The organism is Micromonospora sp. NPDC049048 (assembly GCF_043197615.1).
Classification (GTDB): Bacteria; Actinomycetota; Actinomycetes; order Mycobacteriales; family Micromonosporaceae; genus Micromonospora.
The window spans coordinates 381,394-402,613 of record NZ_JBICTM010000007.1 but is presented as its reverse complement, the minus strand read 5'-3'; the positions used below and the strand labels follow the sequence as shown (position 1 = coordinate 402,613).

Genomic DNA, 21,220 nt, shown 5'->3' with positions numbered 1-21,220 from the left:
ACCTCCTGGGCACGGCGGCGGCGGACGCGGTCAGAGAGCGCTCTCCCAGAGAAGTCTGTCGATATTTCGACACATCTGTCAAGAACGTTGCCTGATGCCGGCGTCGATCAGGCGGTGGAGACCAGGCCGCGCGCCGCCCGGACCTGGTCGACGGCCCGGCGCAGGGCGGCCACGATGCGCTCCTCGCCGGCGGCACCCAGCCGGGCCACCGGCACCGACAGGCTGATCGCGTCGGTCGCCGGCGCCGCCAGGGGTACGGCGGTCGCGAAGCAGACGATGCCCTCGGTGTTCTCCTCGCGGTCCACCGCGTACCCCCGCTCCCGGACGGCGGCCAACTCGGCACGCAGCGCGTCGGGGTCGGTGACGGTGTGCGGGGTGAGCGCGGGCAGCGGCCAGTCCAGCAGCCCGTCGAGCGCCTCGTCCGGGCGCTCGGCCAGCAGCGCCTTGCCCAGGGCGGTGGCGTGGGCGGGCAGTTGCCGGCCGATCGCGCTGTAGAGCCGCAGCGGGTGCACGGACTCGCGCTTCGCGAGGTACACGATGTGCGCGCCGTCCAGCCGTCCGAGGTGGACGGTCTCGCCGAACTGCCGCGACAGGTCGTCGAGTACCCCGCCGAGCAGGCCCACCGTGTCGTCGCTGGTGAGGTACGCGGCACCGACCTGGAGGGCGCGCACCCCGAGCCCGAACCGGGTGCCGGTCGGGTCGCTCTCCACCCAGCCGCGCTGGGCCATCGTGCGCAGGATGCCGTGCAGGCTGCTCTTCGGGATCTCCAGCGCGCGGGCCAGGTCGACCAGGGAACGTCGCTGCGGCGAGGCGGCCAGTGCCTCCAGCACCTCCAGCGTGCGGGTGGAGGACTTCACGGGTTGGAACCCGCCGGGCAGCGTCATGGGCGCCACTCTAGCGGGGTTGACAGGCCGGACGGCAGCGCTAGGGTCACATATGTGACTGGCGTACAGAATGATGAACAGAGGCGGGCGGTCGTCGCGGCCGTCGGCGCGACCCGGATCCTGCCGGTCGTCGTGCTCGACGACGCCCGCGACGGCGCCCCACTTGCCGACGCGCTCGTCCGGGGCGGGCTGCGTTCGGCCGAGGTGACCTTCCGCACCGACGCCGCCGCCGAGGCGATCCGCGTCATGTCCGAGCGACCCGACCTGCTCGTCGGCGCCGGCACGGTGCTGACCCCGGCCCAGGTCGACCGCGCCGTCGAGGCCGGCGCCCGGTTCGTCGTCACCCCCGGGTTCTCCCCGGCGGTCGTCCGGCGCTGCCAGGAGGCGGGCGTGCCCGTGTTCCCCGGTGTCGCCACCGGCACCGAGATCCAGATGGCCCTCGACGCCGGGCTGGACACGGTCAAGTTCTTTCCCGCCGAGCAGCTCGGCGGCGTCGCGATGATCAAGGCGCTCGCCGCGCCGTACCGTGCCGTGCGGTTCATTCCGACCGGCGGGGTCAACACCGGCAACCTCTCCGACTACCTGGCCCTGCCCGCCGTGCTGGCGGTCGGTGGCACCTGGATGGTCGCCCCGGACCTGCTCGCCGCCGGGCGTTGGGACGAGGTCGCCGCCCGCACCGCCGCGGCCGTCGACGCCGCCCGACCCGCCGTGGAGGACTGAGCCGTGCTGTCGATCCGGCCGGCCGGGGAGTGCCGGTACGACCTGGTCTCCCTCGGCGAGGTGATGCTGCGGCTCGACCCGGGCGAGGGCCGGGTGCGCACGGCCCGTACCTTCCGCGCCTTCGAGGGCGGCGGCGAGTACAACGTGGCCCGGGGCCTGCGCCGCTGCTTCGGGCTGCGTACCGCCGTGGTCACCGCGTTCGCCGACAACGAGGTGGGGCGGCTGCTGGAGGACCTCGTGCTCCAGGGCGGGGTGGACACGTCCCTGGTCACCTGGCTGCCCTACGACGGGGTCGGCCGCGCCGTGCGCAACGGGCTCAACTTCACCGAGCGCGGCTTCGGCGTCCGAGGCGCCGTCGGCACCTCCGACCGTGGCCACAGCGCCGCCAGCCAACTCCGGCCCGAACAGGTGGACTGGGACCACCTGTTCGGCACGCTCGGGGTGCGGTGGCTGCACACCGGCGGCATCTACGCGGCCCTGTCCGAGACCACCCCGCAGACCATGGAGGCGGCGATGGCCGCCGCCGCCCGGCACGGCACCGTCGTCTCGTACGACCTGAACTACCGGCCCAGCCTCTGGAAGGCGATCGGCGGCCAGGCCCGCGCGCGGGAGGTCAACCGCCGGTTGGCCCGCTACGTCGACGTGATGATCGGCAACGAGGAGGACTTCACCGCCTCGCTCGGCTTCGAGGTGCCCGGCACCGACGCCTCGCTGTCCGAGCTGGAGGTGGCCAACTTCCAGCGGATGATCGAGGCGGCCACCAAGGAGTACGACAACTTCAAGGTCGTCGCCACCACCCTGCGCGCGGTGCGTACCGCCACCGTCAACGACTGGGGCGCGATCGCCTGGGCCGACGGCGGCTTCGTCGAGGCGACCCACCGGCCCGCCCTGGAGATCATGGACCGGGTCGGCGGCGGCGACAGCTTCGCCTCCGGCCTGATCTACGGCCTGCTGGAGAAGGGCGACCTGGCCACGGCCGTCGAGTACGGTGCGGCGCACGGCGCGCTGGCGATGACCACCCCCGGTGACACCTCGATGGCCAGCCTCCGGGAGGTCGAGGCGCTCGTCCGGGGCGCCGGCGCGCGCGTCCAGCGCTGAACTCGCGCCGGCGCGTCAGCGGCACCCGGCGGCCGGCTCACTCCCCGGTGAAGTGCGGGTCGCGCCGGTCGAGGAAGGCCCGGACCGCCTCGTCGTGGTCGCGGGTCTGGTGCGCCAGCGCCTGCATCGCGGCGGAGAGTTCCAGGATGCTGTCGAGGCTCTGGTGCTGCGCCTCGCGTAGCAGCTTCTTGGCCATCCGTACGGCGTGCGGAGGGTTCGCCGCCACCCGGTCCGCCAGCCGGCGCGCCTCGGTGAGCAGGTCCTCGTGCGGCACGACCCGGGAGACCAGCCCCCACTCCAGGGCGGTCGCCGCGTCGACCCGGTCCCCGGTCAGCGTCATCTCTGCGGCCCGGGCGGCGCCGACGGCCCGGGGCAGCAGCCAGGCGCCGCCGTCGCCGGGGATGATGCCGAGCTTGACGAAGCTCTCCGCGAAGAACGCCCGCTCCGAGGCGATCCGCAGGTCGCACATGAGCGCCAGGTCGCAGCCGGCGCCGACCGCCGCTCCGTTCACCGCCGCGATCAGCGGCACGTCGCACGCGTACATGGCCCGGGGGATCCGCTGGATGCCGCGGCGGTAGCCGTCGCGCAACTCGTGCGGGGCGCCGCCGAAGAGGCCGACCCGGTCCGCCATGTCCTTGACGTTGCCGCCGGCGGAGAAGGCGCTGCCCGCGCCGGTGAGGATGACCGCCCGGACCGTCCGGTCGGCGTTGACCGCGTCGACCCGGGCCACCAACGCGTCGATCACGTCGTCACCGGAGATGGGGTTGCGGGCCTCCGGCAGGTTGATCGTCCACGTTTCCACGGGACCGTCCCGCTCGACGAGAACCGGGTCGTCCACGCGCGTCTCCTCCGTGTGCTGCTGATTCGGCCTGCCCCGAAACCAACCACACGCCCGTCCCGCCGGCAAGGCGGGGGTGCGCGACGGCTGGCCGGCGGAGTCGCCGGTCGTCGTCCATGCCGCCCGACGCTCGTCCAGGCCGCCGAGCTGATACGGCGCGCCGGGCACCCGGCCGTGCGGGACGGCAGGTGGCGGGGCCACCGGGTCAGCCGCTCGCAGCCACCGGCCTGACGACGGCGTCGCCGTCCCGGTCGTCCACGAGCATGGCGAAGGCGAACCGGTCGTGCTCCAGGCACAGCGGGAGGTCGTCGGCGTGGGTGCCCTGGTAGCCACGCCGTACGCCCGCCACCAGCTCGGCCGCGGCCGCGGACCGCGCGGCCCGGTCGACGAACGGGGTGGCGGCCACCGACGGGTCCCGCGTCAGGGCGGCGATGTACTCGGCACAGGCGCGATCCTCGTCGGCCTGCCCGTCGTCGCCGGTGACGAGGTACGTGACGTCGGCGGGCCGGTGACGTCGGAGCTCACGGGCCGTGGCCCCGGCCACGACGAAGCTGGCACAGACAACCCGTGTGGCGTGCCGCGCGGCGAGCGCGCCCACGGTGCCGGAGGTCGTCGTCTGGATCACGGTGCGCCCGGCGAGGTCGAGCCTCGACACGAGACCCGGCGAGTTGACCGTGTCGAATCCCGCGGCCGGGGGGCCGTCCTTCACCGTGAGCGCACCCGGGTAGCGCGCCGTGAGGGCCAGGGCCTGGTCGGGATCGGCCGCCAGCACGATCTTCTCGGCGCCCCGCGCGAACGCCCACGCCGCCACGGTGAACGCCCGGATGGTGTCGACGACGACCACGGTGTCCAGGTCGTCGTCGAGCTGCCGCATGCCCACGAAGTGCGAGGTGCCCGGCGGACCCACCTGACGTCTCCTCCCGTCGCCACGTGTGGCACGGGCCACCCTATCGACAGCCGGACCGCCGACCAGGGGCGAACTAGGGTCGTGGCCATGACCTCGGACAGCGGCAATCGCGACGACTGGACCACGCCCGGAACGTACGAGGTCGCCCCCGGCGTCCATCGTGTGCCGCTGCCCCTGCCCAACGACGGCCTGCGCGCGGTGAACGTGTACGTCCTGCGCGACGACGACGGTCTCGTCCTGGTCGACTCCGGATGGGCGAGGACCGAGGCGCGCTCCGCGCTCGAGGCGGCCCTCAAGGAGCTGGACTGCTCGCTCGCGGACGTGCGCCGGTTCCTCGTCACGCACGTCCACCGGGACCACTACACGCAGGCGGTGCACCTGCGCCGCGAGTACGGCATGAAGGTCAGCCTGGGCGCCGGCGAACGCGAGAGCCTGGCGGTCTCCATGGCGCCGGACCAGAGCCCGCTCACCGAGCAGTTCGACCGGCTACGGCTGCTGGGCGCGGGTGAGCTGGCCGACACGGCGACGAGGTTGGTCGGCCGGCGGCGGAGCATCACGGACTGGGAGATGCCGGACGACTGGTTCCACGACGGCCAGCAGATCAGGCACGGCGACCGCACCCTGGACGTCGTCGAGACGCCGGGCCACACGCGTGGGCACGTGGTCTTCCACGACACGGACTCCCGCCTGCTGTTCGCCGGGGACCACGTGCTGCCCAGCATCACGCCCTCGATCGGGTTCGAGGCCGTGCTCGCGCCGAACCCGCTCGGCGACTTCCTGGACTCGCTCGCGGTGGTGCGGCGGCGACCGGACGCGCTGCTGCTCCCGGCGCACGGGCCGGTGACCGCCAGCGTGCACGCGCGGGTCGACGAACTCGTCGCGCACCACGGGGCGCGGCTCGACGAGACGGAGGCCGCCGTCGCCCGTGGGGCGAGTACGGCGTACGAGGTCGCCGGGCAGCTGCGCTGGACCCGGCGGGAGCACCGGCTGGGCGACCTCGACGTGTTCAACGCGATGCTCGCCGTCACCGAGACCGGGGCACACCTGGAACTCCTCGTCGCGCAGGGCCGGCTGACCTGCTCCGACGTCGACGGGCTGCGCCGCTACGCTCCCGCGTGATCCGGCGGGCCCGCTGTCGGGGGCGCGCGTCGGGTGCCGGTCGGGTCAGCCGGGATCCGGCGCTGCCCCTACGATGCGGCGTATGGCGCTGTTGTACCGGGCGGAGATGCACCCCACGAAGCTCGCACTGCTGGCGGCGTGGCTGCCCGGCCGGCCGTGGTACCAGGGGTCGGTCGACGCCGACGTCGAGCGCGTGGCCGCGTACCGGTTCGACGATCCGGCCGGCGAGGTCGGCGTCGAGACGCTGCTCGTCAGGGCCGGCGACGGGCCGGTCCACCAGGTTCCGCTGACCTACCGTGGCGCGCCTCTCGACGGCGGCGACGACTGGCTCGTCGGCACCACCGAGCACTCCGTGCTCGGCCGCCGCTGGGTGTACGACGCCTGTGGGGACCCGGTCTACGCCGCGACGCTGGCCGCCGCCGTGCTGGCCGACGCCGGGCAGTCGGAGGAGTTCTTCGAGGTCGACGGCCGGCGGGAGTACCGGGGGCTGTCGATGGCCATCGCCGGCAGCGGCACCCGGGGCGCCGATGTCCCGCCGGTCGGCGCCGTACGCAGCGTGGTGGAGGACGACCTCACCCTCATCGTCACCGATTCCGTGGAGCTGGCCGTCGTCCGCCGCCCCGGCGCCGGCACCGCCTCGGACGGCGCCGTGCTGACCGGCACGTGGAGCGGCCAGCCGGATCCGCTGCCGCTGGCGTACGCCCGCCTGCGCTGAGGGGCCACGGCAGGCCGGCACCACTTCGAGGCGGCGTCGCCGCCCCGCTCAGCCCGCCGGGAACGCCGAGGCGGCGAAGCTATAACCCTACTAACTTGGTAGGTTTTATGGGTAGTCTGTACGCGGATTCGTCCCACCCCTCAGGAGGCGTCCGGCCGCGGTCGGGCATCTCGCCGCCACCGCTCGCCCCCGCGTACTGGAGGAAAGATCCGAGATGGCCCTCACCTTCCACTGGTTCCTGCCCACCTACGGCGACAGCCGGGACATCGTCGGCGGCGGCCACGGCGTTCCGGTCGGCACGGCCGGCGGCGCCCGTCCGGCGAGCGTCGCCTACCTCGGCCAGATCGCGCGGACCGCCGAGCAGCTCGGCTTCGAGGGCGCGCTCACCCCCACCGGCGCCTGGTGCGAGGACGCCTGGCTGAGCACCGCCATGCTCACCGAGGTGACCGAGCGGCTGAAGTTCCTGGTCGCCTTCCGACCCGGCCTGCTCACGCCCGCGCTGGCGGCGCAGATGGCCTCGACGTTCCAGCGGCTCTCCAACGGGCGGCTGATGGTCAACATCGTCACCGGCGGCGAGTCGCGGGAACAGCGCGCCTACGGCGACTTCCTGGACAAGGACGCCCGGTACGCGCGCACCGACGAGTTCCTGCACATCGTGCGGGCGCTGTGGCGCGGCGAGACCGTCGACCACGCCGGCGAGCACCTGCGGATCGAGCAGGGCCGGCTGACCCGGCTGCCCGACCCGGTCCCGCCGATCTACTTCGGTGGCTCCTCCGCCGCCGCGCTGCCCGTGGCGGTGCGGCACAGCGACGTCTACCTGACCTGGGGCGAGCCGCCGGCCCAGGTGGCCGGCAAGCTCGACCGGGTCCGTACGCTGGCCGCTGCGGCCGGCCGTGAGCTGCGCTTCGGCATCCGGCTGCACGTCATCACCCGGGACACCGCCGAGGAGGCCTGGGCGCAGGCCCGCCGCCTGCTCGACGGCATTGCCGAGGACGACCTGCGGGCAGCCCAGGAGGGGCTGCGCGGCAGCGAGTCCGAGGGGCAGCGCCGGATGCTGGACCTGCACGGCGGCTCGCGCGACGGGCTGGAGGTGTCGCCCAACCTCTGGGCCGGCTTCGGGCTGGTCCGGGGCGGCGCGGGCACGGCCCTCGTGGGCAGCCACACGGAGGTCGCCGACCGGATCGCCGAGTACCACGCGCTGGGCCTGGACGAGTTCATCCTCTCCGGGCACCCGCACCTGGAGGAGGCGTACTGGTTCGGCGAGGGCGTACTGCCGATCCTGCGCGCGCGTGGGCTGTGGCGGCACCCGGCCGGCGGCACCCGGCCGGTGGAGCCGAAGAACCTGCCGTTCGTCCCGACACCCGCCGGTGCCCGGTAACGACCCGATGCCCTGGCCGGCCCGGCCCGCTGGTCGTCCGCGGACCACCCGGGCCGGCCGCCCACCGCCTGCTCGCCCGCAGGGGACCGGTCAGGCGCGGGCGCGGCCCGTGGAACGCCGGGACAGGGAACTCGGGGCGTTGACGCCGGCACCGTCGCTGACGCCGACACCGAGCCGCTCGACCAGTTCGCCGCCGAGCCAGGCCGTCATCCCGGACAGGATGACGCCCGCGAAGCTGCAGATCAGGGCCAGGGCGCTCGGCTCCCAGTTCGTCGCGGACGCCCGCAGCAACCAGCTCACCGCGAACAGCAGCACGACGACGACGTTGCCGAGGCCGTGGATCGCCCCCACCCGCTTGGCGCGGGTGCCGGACGGGATGGCCCGCCAGTCGGTGAAGCCGAAGACCGCGGCGATCAGACCGCCGATGACGCCGGCGCCCATGGTGTACGCGGCGGAGATCTGGAATCCGGCGCGGTCCGTGATCAGGTACAGGATGTCGAAGATGACCGCCGTGGCGAGCAGCCCCAGCGGGAAAACGATCATCATGGGATGGATCCCGTGCCCCAACGCCTTGGCTCGACTCTCCACCGTGACCTCCTGGCTGACGGAACCTGGCCGCGCGGGATACCCGCTGAAGGCGCTCGTACACCTGCCGGGGCGGCCTGCCCGCTGGCCGGTCCTCCCTCCTTGAGGACCGGCCGCGGCGCACCGGGATCGCGGATCAGCCCCAGATGGCGCTCGCCCACTCCGGGTGGTCGATGAACGGGTTGCGGTTGCCCTGCCAGCGCTCGTAGATCCGCTGGTTGCGGCGCTTCTCGAAGGCGTCCGGCGGGTCGGCCTGGTTCCACTGGAGCAGCACCGACAGCTTGCCGTGGTACGGGGCGCTGCCGTTGTTGACCGCCTGGTTGATCTCCAGGTTGGGCCAGCCGTCGTTGCCTTCGTACCGGATCGCCATGTACATGATCATGCGTGCCACGTCGCCCTTGACGGCGTTGCGCGGCTCCCACGAGTCGGCGTCGGTGTAGCAGCCCGGCGCCTCGGCGACGGCGCTGCCGCCGAGGTCGAAGTCCTTGTTGCCGCGCGTGGAGTTGACCGAGACGTCGGTCGGCCGCAGGTGGTGCACGTCGGTGCCCGGGCCGGTCGAGGTGCCGAAGTCACCGTGGGACTTGGCCCAGACGTGCTCGCGGTTCCAGTCGTTGACGCCGCCGCCGTTGCTGGTCTTGCTCTGCGACCGCCCGGTGTAGAGCAGGATGACGTTGTTGCTGTTGGCCGGGTCCTGGTCGGTGTCGCGCAGCGCCTCCCACACCTGGTCGTAGGAGATCTTCGTCTGGACCTTGATGATCGAGTGCAGCGCGCCGCGCAGCGCCGTGCCGGACTTGCCGATCGCGTTGGCGTAGTAGGTGGAGTCGTAGTCGCCGCCGGGCACCGGGGTGGTCGTCGGGACCGGCGTCGGCGACGGGGTCGGCGACTGGCTCGGCGAGGGCGTGGTGCCGGCGAGGGTCATCGCCGTCGGGCTCTTCAGGCCGCCGTGGCTGAAGTAGGCGGTGAGCGTGCCGGTGGTGGTGATCCGCTGGCCCCGCAGGCCCGGGTTGGTGAGCAGCCCGAACGTGCTGCGGTAGGCGGTGGTGACCTGGATGTAGAGCATCCTGCTCGCCCCGGTCTCGGCCGCCGTGTCGGCGATCGCGATCGCGGTGTCCGAGTTGAAGCCGGACCTGAGCACCGTCGTGTTGCTGGTTGGCTGGCCGATGACGTAGCCGGTCACGGTGGCCGTCCGACCGTCCTGCGCGGCGAGCGCCTCGGCTACGGTCAATGTCGTGGCGGCCGACGCCGCCGCCGTCACCGCCACGGGCGCCACCAGAACGGCGGCGAGCGCGAACGCCAACGCCAGCTTTCTGGGCCCCGAGCGGGTACTGCTCCTCGTATTCATGAGCAGCGATGCTAGCGGTGCGGGGGTGTACACCGGGAGATCGGGAACGTAACTTTCGATCTTCCGGGCGTACGCACGGCACCGGCGGCGGGCCAGCGGGGCGACGGGCCGGCGCGCAGGCAGGTGAGCGCCGCCAGCACCCGGCGGTTCCCGGGTGGGGCCGGCGCCACCCCGGTGCGCGCCCGCGCGTCGCGGCACCTCGCCGAGGGTAGGGTGACCTGCGTGGATCACGAAGACCGCATCGCCCTCTTCCTCGACTACGAGAACCTCGCGCTGGGTGCCCGCGACCACCTCGACGGCGCGGCCTTCGACTTCCGTCCCATCGCCGACGCCCTCGCCGAGCGTGGCCGGGTGGTGGTCCGCCGGGCGTACGCGGACTGGTCCTACTTCGACGAGGACCGACGGATGCTCACCCGCTCGCACGTCGAGCTCATCGAGATCCCCCAGCGGATGGGCGCCTCGCGGAAGAACGCCGCCGACATCAAGATGGCCGTGGACGCGGTGGAGCTGGCCTTCGAGCGCGGGTACATCTCGACCTTCGTGATCTGCACCGGCGACAGCGACTTCACCCCGCTGGTCCACAAGCTCCGCGAGCTGAACAAGCGCGTCATCGGCGTCGGGGTGGAGAAGTCGACCTCGGCGCTGCTGCCGCCCGCGTGCGACGAGTTCCTCTACTACGACCGGCTGGAGGGCGTCGACATCCCGCCCGCCCGGGGTCGTCGGGGCCGCCCGGCCCGCCTGCCCAGCCCCGACGTGCCACGGGTGGAGCCCGAGCCCGAGGCGCAGCCGGCGGCCGAGGAGGCCGCCCGGGACGTCGACACCCTCGCCGTGCTCGTCGCCCAGACCGTCGCCGGCCTCCAGGGCAGCTCCAGCGGCGAGGTGACCGCCTCGACGTTGAAGCGCACCCTGCTGCGCAAGGACCCGACGTTCAGCGAGTCCGACTACGGGTTCCGCACCTTCGGGGAACTCCTGCGGCACCTCGCCGGGCACAACGTGGTCGAGTTGGCGGAGGGGCCGGCCAAGGGCGATCCCGAGGTCTCCCTGCCCGAGCACGGCGACCGGGAGGTGGCGTTCGGGCTGCTCGGCTCGGTGGTGGCGGACCTCGCCGGCGACGAGGGGGCGGTGGCCCTCTCCGGGTTGAAGAACCAGCTGCGCCGGGCCCGGCCCGACTTCAGCGAGAAGAAGCTGGGTTACCGCAGCTTCCTGCAGTTCTGCAAGGCGGCCGCCACCAGCGGGGTCGTCGAGCTGCGGTGGAATCCGGAGGCCGACGACTACCTGCTCACCCCCCGGAGCGCCTGACCACCCGGGCGTCGTCGCGCGGCCCCTCCCTGGGCACGGTCAGGTCGATCAGGTAGCCGTCGTCGCGCGCCCTCCGGAGCCGGCGGGCACTTCCCGCGGACGTCAATTCCTCCGGTGACGTTTAGCGCCGCCGTGCAGCGGAAAGGTGCCGGGCGAGCGGGCATCGGCGCCCGTCAGTCTCCGGAGGAGAAACCAATGACTCGGATGGTCCGTACCGCCGCGCTCGTGGGGGTGCTCGCCCTGGCGGTGAGCGGATGCGGTGGCGTCGGCGGAGCCGGCGACGGGGGCGGCGGCACCGCCACCGAGGGCACCCTGTCCACCATGGGCTTCGGCCTCTCCGACGAGATCGCCAGCACGCGCGTCGACGCGTTCAAGCGCGACAACCCGGGCGTCGACCTGAAGATCGTCGAGGGAGCCTTCGACGAGCAGCAGTTCCTCTCCGCCGTCGCCTCCGGCAACCCGCCCGACCTGGTCTACATGGACCGCAAGCTGATCGGCACGTACGCCAGGCGGGGTTCCATCCAGCCGCTGAGCGACTGCGTCGACACGCAGGACATCGACATGGGACAGTACCGGCCGGCCGCGAAGGACCAGGTCACCCTCGACGGCACCGTCTACGGCATCCCCGAGTTCTCCTCGGTCCGAGTGGTCTATCTCAACGAGGCGCTGCTGCGCCAGGCGGGCCTGACGCCCGACGACGTCGACCTCTCGGACTGGGCCGGGCTGCCGGCGCTCAACGCCAAGCTGGCCACCGTCTCCGGCGGCCGGCTCTCCCGCATCGGCATCGACCCGAAGATCCCCGAGTTCCTGCCGATGTGGGCCAAGGCCAACGGCGTGGACCTCATCTCCGCCGACGGCACGAAGGCCAACCTCGACGACCCGAAGGCGGTGGAGGCGCTCACCACCGGGGTCAGGCTGATCCAGGACCAGGGCGGCTGGGGCAGGTTCAAGTCCTTCCGGGACACCTTCGACTTCTTCGGCGCGCAGAGCCCGCTCGCGAAGAACCAGATCGTCGCCTGGCCCATGGAGGAGTGGTTCCTCAACCAGGCCGCCAAGAACACCCCGAAGGCCGAACTGGTCGTCAAGCCGTTCGTCGACCGGCAGGGCAAGCCGGTCACCCTCTCCTCGGGGCAGTCCTGGGTGGTCCCCAAGGGCGCGAAGAACCCGGACGCCGCCTGCGCGTTCATGAAGAAGATGACCGCCGCCGACACCTGGGTCGCCGCCGCCAAGGCCCGCGCCGACGCCCGCAGGGCCGCCGGCCAGCCGTTCACCGGCGTCTACACGGGCAACGTCGCCGCCGACCAGAAGATCTTCGACGAGATCTACCAGCCCACCGGCAACAAGCGCTTCGACGACGCGGTGGCCACCATCCGCTCGGTGCAGGACGCCGCCTTCGCGATGCCGGCCTCGCCGGCCGGCGCCGAGTTCGACAAGGCATGGACGGACGCCGTCAACCGCGTCCTCTCGGGCCAGGCGCAACCGGCCGAGGCGCTCGCCCGCGCCCAGCAGGAGGCGACCGCCGCCCTCGACAAGGCCGCGAAGTAGGCCCCGGGGGATGGCCGTCACCACCGTCCCCGCTCCCACGGGCCGGCGGCGTCGTACGCCGCTGGCCCGGCGGGAGGCGCGCTGGGCGTACCTCTTCCTGGCGCCGTGGATCGTCGGGTTCCTGGTCTTCAACGCCGGGCCGATGATCGCCAGCGCCTGGCTCAGCCTCACCGAGTACGACGCGATCAACGAACCCCGGTACATCGGCCTGGACAACTACCGGGAGCTGATGGCCGATCCGACGGTGGCGCGCAGCCTCGGCAACACCGTGTACTACACGCTGCTGCACGTGCCGCTGGTGATGGCCATCTCGCTGGGGCTGGCGCTGCTGCTCAAGCGGGTGGGGCGGTTGCAGGGCTTCTTCCGTACCGTCTTCTACCTGCCGGTCATGACCCCGGCGGTGGCCGTGGGCATCCTGTTCCTGCTCCTGCTCAACACCCAGGACGGCCTGATCAACCGCGGCCTCGCCCTGGTCGGGGTCGAGGGCCCGAGCTGGACCACCGACCCGGACTGGGTGCTGCCCGGCATCGTCCTGATGAGTCTCTGGAGCCTCGGCTCCACGGTGATCATCTACCTGGCCGCGTTGCAGAACGTGCCGCGCGACCTGTACGAGGCGGCGAGCATCGACGGCGCCGGCGGCTGGGCGCGGTTCCGGCACGTGACGCTGCCGATGATCTCGGGCGCGCTGTTCTTCACGCTGATCGTCAACACCATCTCGTCGCTGCAGATGTTCACCGAGGTCTACACCATGTACTTCGGCAACCGCCAGACACAGGGGTCGTTCAACAGCGACGCGGCGTCGTTCTACGTGATCCACCTGTTCCAGGAGGCGTTCCAGTTCCTGCACATGGGCTTCGCCTCGGCGATGGCCTGGCTGCTCTTCGTGATCATCCTGATCGTGACGCTGGTGCAGGTGAAGCTCGGCAACAGGTTCGTCTACTACGAGGGGGACCAGCCGTGACGAGTGACCTGAGCCGGCGCGGCGCGCGGCGGAGCGTGGGAGGCCGGTCGTGACGGCCACGGTCGAGCGGGCCGTCGCCGCCCCCGTACCCGCGACCGCGCCCGGGGACGCCGGCCGTCGGGCGGCGGCTGAGGAGGGCGGGCGCCCGCTGTGGCAGCGGGTGCTGTTCGTGGTCGCGCTCGTCGGCGCCGCAGTGGTGTTCATGCTGCCGTTCGGCTGGCTGATCGGCGCCTCGCTACGGCCCCGCGAGTACGTCTTCTCCGGCGGGTTCCTGCCCACCCCGTTCGCGCCGGAGAACTATGCCGACGCGTGGCAGGCGGTGCCGATGGTCACCTGGCTGCTCAACAGCGTGGTGGTCGGCACGGCGGCGGCCCTCGCGGTGACGCTGTCCAGCGCGTGGGTGGCGTTCGGGTTCGCGTACTTCCGGTTCCCGGGCCGCGATCTGCTGTTCGGGCTGATGCTCGCGACGATGATGCTGCCGTTCGCGGTGACCATGATCCCCACCTACCTGATCTGGTCGGAGCTGCGGCTGACCGGCACCCAGGTGCCGCTGTGGGCGGGGAACCTGTTCGGCTCGGCGTTCTACGTCTTCCTGCTGCGGCAGTTCCTGCTCTCGCTGCCGCGCGAGTACTTCGAGGCGGCCCGGATGGACGGGGCGAGCTATCCGCAGCTGTTCTGGAAGCTGGCCTTCCCGCTGATCCGTCCCGCACTGCTGGTGGCCTTCGTCTTCGAGTTCAAGGCGAGCTGGACGGACCTGATGAAGCCGCTGATCTACCTGCGCGACGAGCAGCTGTACACCCTCCCGCGCGGGCTCAAGGTGGTGCTCGACCGCTTCGGCTACGGCGGCGAGCAGCAGTGGGAGGTCGTGCTGGCGGGCAGCGTCATCGCGACCGTGCCGATGCTGGTGCTGTTCTTCCTCGCCCAGCGGCACTTCGTCGAGGGCATCGCCACCACCGGCCGCAAGGGCTGAGCCGCCGTGCCCGGCCCGCCCCTCGTCCGGGCCGGGCCGGGCACGTGCCGGCTCAGGGGACGGTGACGCCGTACGCGGCCAGGATCTCGATGATCGGCTGGTAGTAGGTGGTGCCCCCGGAGGTGCAGTTGCCGCTGCCCCCGGAGAGGATGCCGAGGACGACGCCGGTGGCGGCGACGTAGAGCGGTCCGCCGCTGTCGCCGGGCTCGGCGCAGATGTTGGTCCGGATCAGCCCGGTGACGCTGCCCTCGGCGTAGTTGACGGTCGCGTTGAGCGCGGTGACCGTGCCGCAGCGTACGCCGGTCGTGGACCCGCTGCGGCAGACCGCCTGGCCGACGTAGGCGTTGCCGGCGCTGTTGATCGTGACCAGGCCGGGGTAGGTGTAGACGGCGCTCGGGTGGGCCACGAGGCTCGTGTAACGGACCAGCCCGTAGTCGTTGCCGGGGAAGCTGCTGCCCGCCCGGCTGCCGAGCACGGTGGTCTGCGCGCTGTTGGCGTACCAGGTCGCGCCGGCGGCGGTGCAGTGCCCGGCGGTGACGAAGTAGTAGGTGCTGCCGCTGCGGACGTTGGCGCCGAGGGAGCACCGCCCGCCGCCGCCGTAGACCGCCTGCCCGCCGGCGATGAGCAGGCGCAGCTCACCGGGCTCGTGCCGGAGCAGCGCGCCGGTCCGGGCGGCGGTGGCCCGCAGCGCGGCCACGTCCCGGGCGGAGACGGTGTCGTCGACGGTCAGGGTCATCCGGCCGGTGGCGGGGTCGAGGCCCCAGGCGGTGCCGGCGGTGCGGACCTCCGCCAACGTGGCCGCGACGGGGGCGGCGTCGGCGTGGGCGGGCGCCGGCAGGCCGAGCAGCAACGCGACGAGGGGGAGCAGGGCGAGCGGGAGACGACGCATCGAACCTCCATGGATTCGTTTCTGTCGATTCCCTACAGGATCCACCCCCGGGTGTGACACGGACAAGCGGCGGTTCGGTCCGGCCCGTGCGGGTGCCACCGACGTCGTCGGGGCGGTCGGGCTACGGCAGCGGGTGGGAGATGCCCCGCGCGTGGTCGGTGAGGGCCGCGCCGACCACGGTCGCCTCCAGCGGCAGCACCTCCAGGCAGCGGCGTACGGCGGCGGCCATCAGGGCGTTCGGCACCCGCATCGACAGCGTGCAGTGCGGCACCCAGCGCCCCGGCCGGTAGTGCTCGACCAGCGGGATCCCCGCCTCGGCCAGCCGGCCGTGCACCCGCGCGTGGTGCGCGAGCAGGTCGGCGGTGGGCGTCGGACCCAGCCACAGCACCCGGCCGACGAACTGCCCGGCGTGCGCGAAGCTCAGCCGCAGCGGCGCCGCCACCACCGTCCCGTGCAGCGCCGCCGCGACCCGCTCCGGGTCGAAGCGGGGCGCGACGGCGAGCGAGACGTGCGGCCGGTGCCGCTGCTCCAGCAGCGATCGCATGCTCTGCACACCCTCGGACTCCAGCGCGTCCCAGAGCACCCGGATCCGGCGGGTGGCGTCGGTGTCGAGGTAGAGCTCCAGCGCCGCGACCACATGATCATTCTAGGGCCGCGGCGGTCACGGCACGATGACGGCTCGGCCCTCGAGCGTGCCGTCGCGCATCTTCTCGTACGCGACGACCGCCTCCTCCAGCGAGAAGGTGCTGGTCTTCGGCTTCACGAGGCCCCGGGCGCCCAGTTCGAGCACCTCGATGAGCTCCGGCCGGCTGCCCCAGTAGGTGGTCTGGATGCTCACCTCGTACGGCACCGTGAAGAAGCCCACCGGCAGGGTGCCGCCGCCGATGCCGACGATGGTGAGGTCCCCGACGGTGCGGGCGGCAGCGGCGCCGAGCGCGAGCGTGGGGCCGGCGCCGACGAAGTCCAGGACCACGTCGGCGCCCCGGCCGCCGGTGGCCTGGCGGATCTCCTGGGCGGTGTCCGCGCCGGAGAGCAGGGTGAGGTCGGCGCCGCACTCCTCGCCGAGCTTCAGCGCGTCCTCGCGGGTGTCCACCGCGATCACCCGGGCCGAGGTGGTGGCCTTGAGGATCTGCACGCCGACGTGCCCGAGCCCGCCCACGCCGATGACCACGGCGGTGCTGGTGGGGCCCAGCTTGGGCCACGAACGGCGGATCGCGTGGTACGGGGTGAGCCCCGCGTCGGTCAGCGGCGCCGCCAGCACGGGGTCGAGCCCGTCGGGCAGCGGCACGACCTGCCGGGCCTGCGGCACCAGCATGTAGTCGGCCATGCCACCGTCCAGGCCGAGGCCGCCGCCCCCGCCGGGCACCGGTGCCTCGGCCACGTTCTCGCAGTACGGGTCGATGCCCACCCGGCAGCGGGCGCAGGTGCCGCAGCCCCACGGCCCGTACACGGCCACCGGCTGGCCCACCGTCAGCCCGCTCACCCCGGCACCGAGAGCGTGCACCCAGCCGGCGTTCTCGTGGCCGAGGGTGAACGGCGGGTTCCAGGGCACCGCGCCGGCCTCGAAGTCGTGCATCAGGTGCAGGTCGGAGTGGCAGGCGCCGGCGCCACCGATCTTCACGACCACCTGACCCGGGCCCGGGGTCGGCTCGTCGACCTCGACCAGCTCGGGCTCCGACTTCCAGCTCGGCAACCGTAGTGCGCGCATGGGACGCCTCCTGTCCTCAGCCGGCCTCGGGGTCCACCTGCCGGCTGCCCGTTCGGCGACCGGCCAAACCACCCGGCTTCACCCCGTCCGGGTGGGTCGCCGGCAGCGTAGCGCCCGGGCGGGAGCCGTCGGTGGTGACGGGCTCACGGTGGGCCGCGCGGTCAACCCGCGTCGACGCCGGGCGGTGTCTCGGTGGGTGGCCTCAGCACCGGCGGGACGTCGGCGGGGCCGGGGCGGGACGGTCGGGTGGGCGTCTCCGACGCGGACGGCGACGCCGACGGCCGCCGGTCGGTGGCTCCGGCACCGGGTCGGCCGGTCGGGTCGGCTCCGGGCCGTCCGGTCGCGCCGGAGCCCGGCGGCTTCTCCGTCGCGCCGGCACCCGGTGGCTGTCCCGTCACGCCGAGGCCCGGTGGCTGCCCGGTGGCGCCGGCACCCGGCCGTCCCGTCGGGTCGACGCCGGCCCGGCCGGCCGGGCTGTCGTGCGGGCCGGGGGTGACCGTCACGTCCGGCCCGACCCGGCCGTCGACGCCGCCCGCCGGGGTGGACGGCCGGTCGGGAGTCGCGGTGCGGAAGGCATCCGCGGTGGGGGCGGGCACGGGAGTGGTGGGCGCGGGAGCCCGCAGCGGGTGGGACGGCGCGCCCACGGTGGCGGCGATGGCCACCCCGCTGGTGAGGGCTAGGGCGGCACCGGCCAACCCGGCGCGGACGCCGAACCCCGCGAGGGCGGGCCGGCCGCGCCCCGGCAGGACGGGCGGGGTCCCGGCCCGGACCAGCCGGTAGGCCCGTACGACGGACTCCTCCCCGGCCAGCTCGCTGGCGCGCGGCGCGGCACGTACCGCCGCCAACAGCCCCGCGACGGGCCGTGCCCCGTCGCTGGAGTCGGCGACGAGACCGGCGAGCAGTCGCTCGGCGGTCTCCTGGTCCATCCGGTGTGCTTTCATCTCGTGTTCTCAGCGCCACCGGCCGCCGGGCCGTCACACGGTCGGCGGTGACCTCCGACGATCCGCAGGCCCGGGGAGGGGTCGGGCTGCCGGCTTTCCGCCACGAGTTGCCGATTCGTCCGGTCCGGGGTGCACTGAATCACATGGGTGTGATCAAGGTGGGCACGTCGTCCTGGGCGGACCGGATGCTGCTGCGCTCGGGCTGGTATCCCCGCACGGCCAACACCCCGGCCGGTCGGCTCGACTTCTACGCCGGGCGCTTCCCGCTGGTCGAGGTGGACACCTCCTACTACGCCGTCCCCGTACCGGAGACGACGCGGGGCTGGGTCGACGCGACCCCCGAAGGCTTCACCTTCGACGTCAAGGCGTTCAGCCTCTTCACCGGCCACCCGACACCGGTGGCGGCGCTGCCGCGCGACCTGCGGCCCGCCGGTGGCCCGGGCCGGATCCGACGTCGGGACCTTCCGGCGGACGCGTACGACGAGCTGTGGAACCGGTTCCGGGCGGCGCTGGAGCCGATCGCGGCGGCCGACCGGCTCGGCGCGGTCCTGCTCCAGTTTCCGCCCTGGCTGGCCCGCGGGGCCGCCGCCGAGCGGCGCATAGCCGAACTGGCGGAGCGGTGCCGGCCGTGGCGGGTCGCCGTCGAGCTGCGCCACGGGTCCTGGTTCGACGGTACGGCGGCGCTGGACACGCTCGCGTTCCTGCGGGACCACGGGCTGTCGTTCGTCTGCGTCGACATGCCGCAGGGGCATCCCTCGTCGGTGCCGCCGATCCTGTACGCCACGGCGGAGCTGGCAGTCGTCCGGTTCCACGGACACAGCACCGCCTGGGAGACGGGAGACAAGCAGGAGAAGTTCCGCTACGCGTACGGCGACGAGGAACTGCGCCGCTGGTCGGAGCTGCTCGTCGAGCTGGCCGGGCAGGCGGGGGAGCTGCACGCGCTGTTCAACAACTGCTGCGACGACCAGGCCCAGCGTGACGCCGCCCGGCTCGCGGAACTGCTGGGCGTACGGCCGGTGGGTCGGGACCGGGCGGGCGCCGGCTCGCCGGCCTGACCACGGATCCCACCCGGGCGGTCGGGGCCGGATCGGCCACGCCGGGAGGGTTATCCCGCCAGCCGCACGGGTACCGCCGGTGCCGTGCGCGACGGAAGGGGGCACGGTGATGGGTGAGCAGCGGCAGGGGCACACCGGGGAGGCGGCGCCGGGCGTACCGCAGGACGCGGCGGCGCGCGAGACCCGGGAGGCGCAGGACGCCCACGGCGGGAGCATGGCGCCCGCCCTGGTGGACGACACCGGTCACCCCGTGGCAGACGACCCCACCGAGGTCGCCGGGGAGGACACCGACGGCGGTTGAGTGGCGATCCGCGCGCGGGCGTGGGGGAAAGCGCGGCCACCGGCCATATCCCGTCGACCGGGCCGCCCGCCTCGGGCATGATCGCCCGCATGGCGGCAACCTCCCGTGCGCTTCTGCGCTGGCAGTTCGACCTGACGTGGTCGCTGTTCGAATACCACCTCGAACGCATCGAGGCGGCGGACTTCCTCTGGGCGCCGACCGCACACTGCTGGACGATGCGTCCCGGCCCCTCCGGCGGGTGGACGCCCGACTGGGCCGACACCGAACCCGACCCCGTGCCGGTGCCGACGATCGGCTGGCTGTCGTGGCACATCGGCTGGTGGTGGACGGTGGCCATGGACCACCTCGGGGGACGGCCACCACGGGGGCGCGCCGACGTCGGATGGCCGGGCGCGGGCGAGCCGACGGTCGCCTGGCTGCGGGCCCTGCGCGCCGAGTGGCTCGGTCACCTCGACCGCCTCACCGACGCCGACCTCGACCGCACCGCCACGTTCCCGTGGCAGGACGACGAGCACACCGTGGCGCACACGCTCGGCTGGGTCAACGCCGAGCTGATGAAGAACGCCGCCGAGATCGGTCAACTCCGCCTGCTGCGCGCCGCCGAACGCGCCTGACCACCAGGGCACGTTGCCGCCGTTCGCGGCCCGGGCGACCCGTGGGCCGGTCAGGAGCGTCGACCCCTGGTCCGCAGCGCGTCCTCCGTCCGGGGTTCGACGTCGGCGGCGTCCGGGAAGGACCGCCGTGCCGGCGCCGGGTCCGGTGGCGCGCCGGGGCCCGCCGGCCGGGTGGGGGTCGGTTCGACCGGGCCGAAGTGGTGCCGCCCGGTGGGGCCGGACGCGCCCGCCGGCTCGCCGGCCCGCCGCTCGCCGCGCCGCCCCTCCGGTACGGCGGTCTCCTCGCTGCCCTCGTCCATGGGGTCGTGCCCGCCGGTGCCCCACGGCGGCTCCGCGTCCAGCCCGTCCCTGGTCACCCAGGCGGTGGTCGCCTCCGGTGGGCGTCGGTCCCCGCCGCGTCCGTCTCCTGCCGTCATGGCCACCTCGCTGGTCGGTCCGTCGGTACCGGCTCCGAATCCCCGTCACCGGGGCCGTCATGCCTCGCCGGTGATTCCGGCGCGGGCGGGGGAACGCGAAGCGGCGCCCCGCCGCCGAGGAGTCGGCGGGACGCCCATCGGCGGTACGCCGGTCAGCAGCGACCGGACCTCGCCATCCGCTTCTGCATGGGATTGCCCATCGCCATGAGCCCGCCCATCCCCCACGGGGCGTTCCGCATGCCGCCGGCGCGCCTGAGCATGCCCCGCAGCACCTCGCCGGGCTTCTGCTGCTCGCCCATGTACGCCGTGACCACGATGAGCGCCCCGGTCATCGCCGGGACCGCCCACTGGAGCATCCGCATCTGCCGCTGGGTTGACGCCACGTTCGACGGCGTGTGCGAGTTCGGTTCGGTGACCCCCTCGACCGGCGGCCCGCCGGCCTTCTCCAACCGCATGCCGAGCAGCCGGCTGTAGCCGGTCACCGCCAGCGCGCCGACCGTCAACGCCGTCTTCAGCGTGCTGGCCCGGCCCACCCCCGACTGGGCGGCCACCCGAGGGCTCTCCGTCACCAGTTCCCCGACGGCCCCCGCGAGGTGGGCGCCGATCGCCGCGGCGTTCACCGGGGTCCACCGCGCCCAGCCGGCCGAGGCCATCGGCAGCCGCTGGGTCGAGTCGTTCATCTGTGCCGCCGCGCCGTTGACGCCGAACGCTCCCATCAGGGAGCCTCCGAACCAGGCCGCCAGGCCCAGATCGTGCATCGAGCGCAGTGCGGTGTGCCGTTCGGACATCTGATCCCCTTCCACCGTGTCGGGCGGTGCGGCATACCCGCCGCCCGGTCCGCTAATCCCACCCGTCACCTGCTGATACGCCCCGGCAGCGCAGATACCGGGCCCGGTACTCGTGCCGGCCGACGACCGGACGGGGCCGGGAGGAGT

At 73.4% G+C, this 21,220-nt stretch carries 23 protein-coding genes; 12 read left to right on the top strand and 11 right to left on the bottom strand.

Going from position 1 to position 21,220, the window contains the following annotated elements; all coding sequences use genetic code 11:
* Positions 1–107: 107 nt before the first annotated feature.
* Positions 108–884, bottom strand: a complete 777-nt coding sequence (locus tag ACGFIG_RS23775; protein WP_393006250.1) for an IclR family transcriptional regulator — start codon at positions 882–884, stop codon at positions 108–110.
* A gap of 54 nt (positions 885–938) precedes the next feature.
* Here ACGFIG_RS23775 and eda point away from each other — a divergent pair, with 54 nt between their 5' ends.
* Both eda and ACGFIG_RS23765 read left to right on the top strand, forming a co-directional pair.
* The gene (gene eda / locus ACGFIG_RS23770) at positions 939–1,604 is read left to right on the top strand and encodes a bifunctional 4-hydroxy-2-oxoglutarate aldolase/2-dehydro-3-deoxy-phosphogluconate aldolase (RefSeq protein ID WP_393006248.1); all 666 of its coding nucleotides are present in this window, start codon (positions 939–941) and stop codon (positions 1,602–1,604) included.
* A gap of 3 nt (positions 1,605–1,607) precedes the next feature.
* Positions 1,608–2,702 carry a sugar kinase gene (locus ACGFIG_RS23765; RefSeq protein ID WP_393006246.1) on the top strand — a complete coding sequence of 365 codons (1,095 nt, stop codon included), beginning with the start codon at positions 1,608–1,610 and terminating at the stop codon, positions 2,700–2,702.
* 37 nt (positions 2,703–2,739) lie between these two features.
* Here ACGFIG_RS23765 and ACGFIG_RS23760 read toward each other — a convergent pair whose 3' ends face one another.
* Together ACGFIG_RS23760 and ACGFIG_RS23755 are read right to left on the bottom strand one after the other, a co-directional pair.
* On the bottom strand, positions 2,740–3,540 hold the full coding sequence (locus tag ACGFIG_RS23760; protein WP_393006244.1) for a crotonase/enoyl-CoA hydratase family protein: 801 nt from the start codon (positions 3,538–3,540) through the stop codon (positions 2,740–2,742).
* Positions 3,541–3,745: 205 nt separating this feature from the next.
* Entirely contained in the window at positions 3,746–4,447 is a 702-nt protein-coding gene (locus ACGFIG_RS23755) for a 2-phosphosulfolactate phosphatase (protein WP_393006242.1), read from the bottom strand.
* An 87-nt stretch (positions 4,448–4,534) separates the two neighbouring features.
* Here ACGFIG_RS23755 and ACGFIG_RS23750 point away from each other — a divergent pair, with 87 nt between their 5' ends.
* From ACGFIG_RS23750 to ACGFIG_RS23740, 3 genes are all read left to right on the top strand, one after another.
* Entirely contained in the window at positions 4,535–5,566 is a 1,032-nt protein-coding gene (locus tag ACGFIG_RS23750; RefSeq protein ID WP_393006240.1) for an MBL fold metallo-hydrolase, read from the top strand.
* Positions 5,567–5,648: 82 nt separating this feature from the next.
* Positions 5,649–6,281 (top strand): hypothetical protein, encoded by a 633-nt coding sequence (locus tag ACGFIG_RS23745; RefSeq protein ID WP_393006238.1) that lies wholly within the window; start codon positions 5,649–5,651, stop codon positions 6,279–6,281.
* Positions 6,282–6,495: 214 nt separating this feature from the next.
* Positions 6,496–7,659, top strand: coding sequence for an LLM class flavin-dependent oxidoreductase (locus tag ACGFIG_RS23740; protein WP_393006236.1), 1,164 nt, complete (start codon positions 6,496–6,498; stop codon positions 7,657–7,659).
* 90 nt (positions 7,660–7,749) lie between these two features.
* On the opposite strand, the gene ACGFIG_RS23735 is transcribed toward ACGFIG_RS23740, so the two are convergent.
* Both ACGFIG_RS23735 and ACGFIG_RS23730 read right to left on the bottom strand, forming a co-directional pair.
* The gene (locus ACGFIG_RS23735; RefSeq protein ID WP_393006234.1) at positions 7,750–8,247 is read right to left on the bottom strand and encodes a DUF2231 domain-containing protein; all 498 of its coding nucleotides are present in this window, start codon (positions 8,245–8,247) and stop codon (positions 7,750–7,752) included.
* 133 nt (positions 8,248–8,380) lie between these two features.
* Entirely contained in the window at positions 8,381–9,586 is a 1,206-nt protein-coding gene (locus ACGFIG_RS23730; RefSeq protein ID WP_393006232.1) for an endonuclease, read from the bottom strand.
* Positions 9,587–9,808: 222 nt separating this feature from the next.
* Here ACGFIG_RS23730 and ACGFIG_RS23725 point away from each other — a divergent pair, with 222 nt between their 5' ends.
* The 4 genes from ACGFIG_RS23725 (at position 9,809) to ACGFIG_RS23710 (ending at position 14,361) form a co-directional block, all read left to right on the top strand.
* Complete coding sequence (locus tag ACGFIG_RS23725) at positions 9,809–10,885, top strand: NYN domain-containing protein (RefSeq protein ID WP_393006230.1); 1,077 nt, start codon at positions 9,809–9,811, stop codon at positions 10,883–10,885.
* A gap of 195 nt (positions 10,886–11,080) precedes the next feature.
* Positions 11,081–12,430 (top strand): extracellular solute-binding protein, encoded by a 1,350-nt coding sequence (locus tag ACGFIG_RS23720; protein ID WP_393006228.1) that lies wholly within the window; start codon positions 11,081–11,083, stop codon positions 12,428–12,430.
* 10 nt (positions 12,431–12,440) lie between these two features.
* A complete protein-coding gene (locus ACGFIG_RS23715) occupies positions 12,441–13,391 on the top strand; it encodes a carbohydrate ABC transporter permease (RefSeq protein ID WP_393006226.1) in 951 nt (316 codons plus the stop codon).
* 49 nt (positions 13,392–13,440) lie between these two features.
* Entirely contained in the window at positions 13,441–14,361 is a 921-nt protein-coding gene (locus ACGFIG_RS23710; RefSeq protein WP_393006224.1) for a carbohydrate ABC transporter permease, read from the top strand.
* Positions 14,362–14,413: 52 nt separating this feature from the next.
* Here ACGFIG_RS23710 and ACGFIG_RS23705 read toward each other — a convergent pair whose 3' ends face one another.
* The 4 genes from ACGFIG_RS23705 to ACGFIG_RS23690 form a co-directional block, all read right to left on the bottom strand.
* Complete coding sequence (locus ACGFIG_RS23705; RefSeq protein WP_393006222.1) at positions 14,414–15,250, bottom strand: S1 family peptidase; 837 nt, start codon at positions 15,248–15,250, stop codon at positions 14,414–14,416.
* Between the two features lie 121 nt (positions 15,251–15,371).
* Positions 15,372–15,887 carry a 2'-5' RNA ligase family protein gene (locus ACGFIG_RS23700; protein ID WP_393006220.1) on the bottom strand — a complete coding sequence of 172 codons (516 nt, stop codon included), beginning with the start codon at positions 15,885–15,887 and terminating at the stop codon, positions 15,372–15,374.
* A 24-nt stretch (positions 15,888–15,911) separates the two neighbouring features.
* Positions 15,912–16,958 (bottom strand): NAD(P)-dependent alcohol dehydrogenase, encoded by a 1,047-nt coding sequence (locus ACGFIG_RS23695; RefSeq protein WP_393006218.1) that lies wholly within the window; start codon positions 16,956–16,958, stop codon positions 15,912–15,914.
* 161 nt (positions 16,959–17,119) lie between these two features.
* A complete protein-coding gene (locus tag ACGFIG_RS23690; protein ID WP_393006216.1) occupies positions 17,120–17,884 on the bottom strand; it encodes a hypothetical protein in 765 nt (254 codons plus the stop codon).
* A 158-nt stretch (positions 17,885–18,042) separates the two neighbouring features.
* Between ACGFIG_RS23690 and ACGFIG_RS23685 the strand changes: the two genes are divergently transcribed.
* The 3 genes from ACGFIG_RS23685 to ACGFIG_RS23675 all read left to right on the top strand — a co-directional run bounded on the left by ACGFIG_RS23685 (position 18,043) and on the right by ACGFIG_RS23675 (position 19,869).
* On the top strand, positions 18,043–18,954 hold the full coding sequence (locus ACGFIG_RS23685) for a DUF72 domain-containing protein (RefSeq protein WP_393006214.1): 912 nt from the start codon (positions 18,043–18,045) through the stop codon (positions 18,952–18,954).
* Between the two features lie 109 nt (positions 18,955–19,063).
* Positions 19,064–19,255 (top strand): hypothetical protein, encoded by a 192-nt coding sequence (locus tag ACGFIG_RS23680; protein WP_393006212.1) that lies wholly within the window; start codon positions 19,064–19,066, stop codon positions 19,253–19,255.
* A gap of 89 nt (positions 19,256–19,344) precedes the next feature.
* Positions 19,345–19,869, top strand: coding sequence for a DinB family protein (locus ACGFIG_RS23675; protein ID WP_393006210.1), 525 nt, complete (start codon positions 19,345–19,347; stop codon positions 19,867–19,869).
* 50 nt (positions 19,870–19,919) lie between these two features.
* Here the strand turns inward: ACGFIG_RS23675 and ACGFIG_RS23670 are convergent, their stop codons facing one another.
* Positions 19,920–20,285, bottom strand: a complete 366-nt coding sequence (locus ACGFIG_RS23670; protein WP_393006208.1) for a hypothetical protein — start codon at positions 20,283–20,285, stop codon at positions 19,920–19,922.
* Positions 20,286–20,437: 152 nt separating this feature from the next.
* The gene (locus tag ACGFIG_RS23665) at positions 20,438–21,073 is read right to left on the bottom strand and encodes a hypothetical protein (protein ID WP_393006206.1); all 636 of its coding nucleotides are present in this window, start codon (positions 21,071–21,073) and stop codon (positions 20,438–20,440) included.
* Positions 21,074–21,220 lie beyond the last annotated feature (147 nt).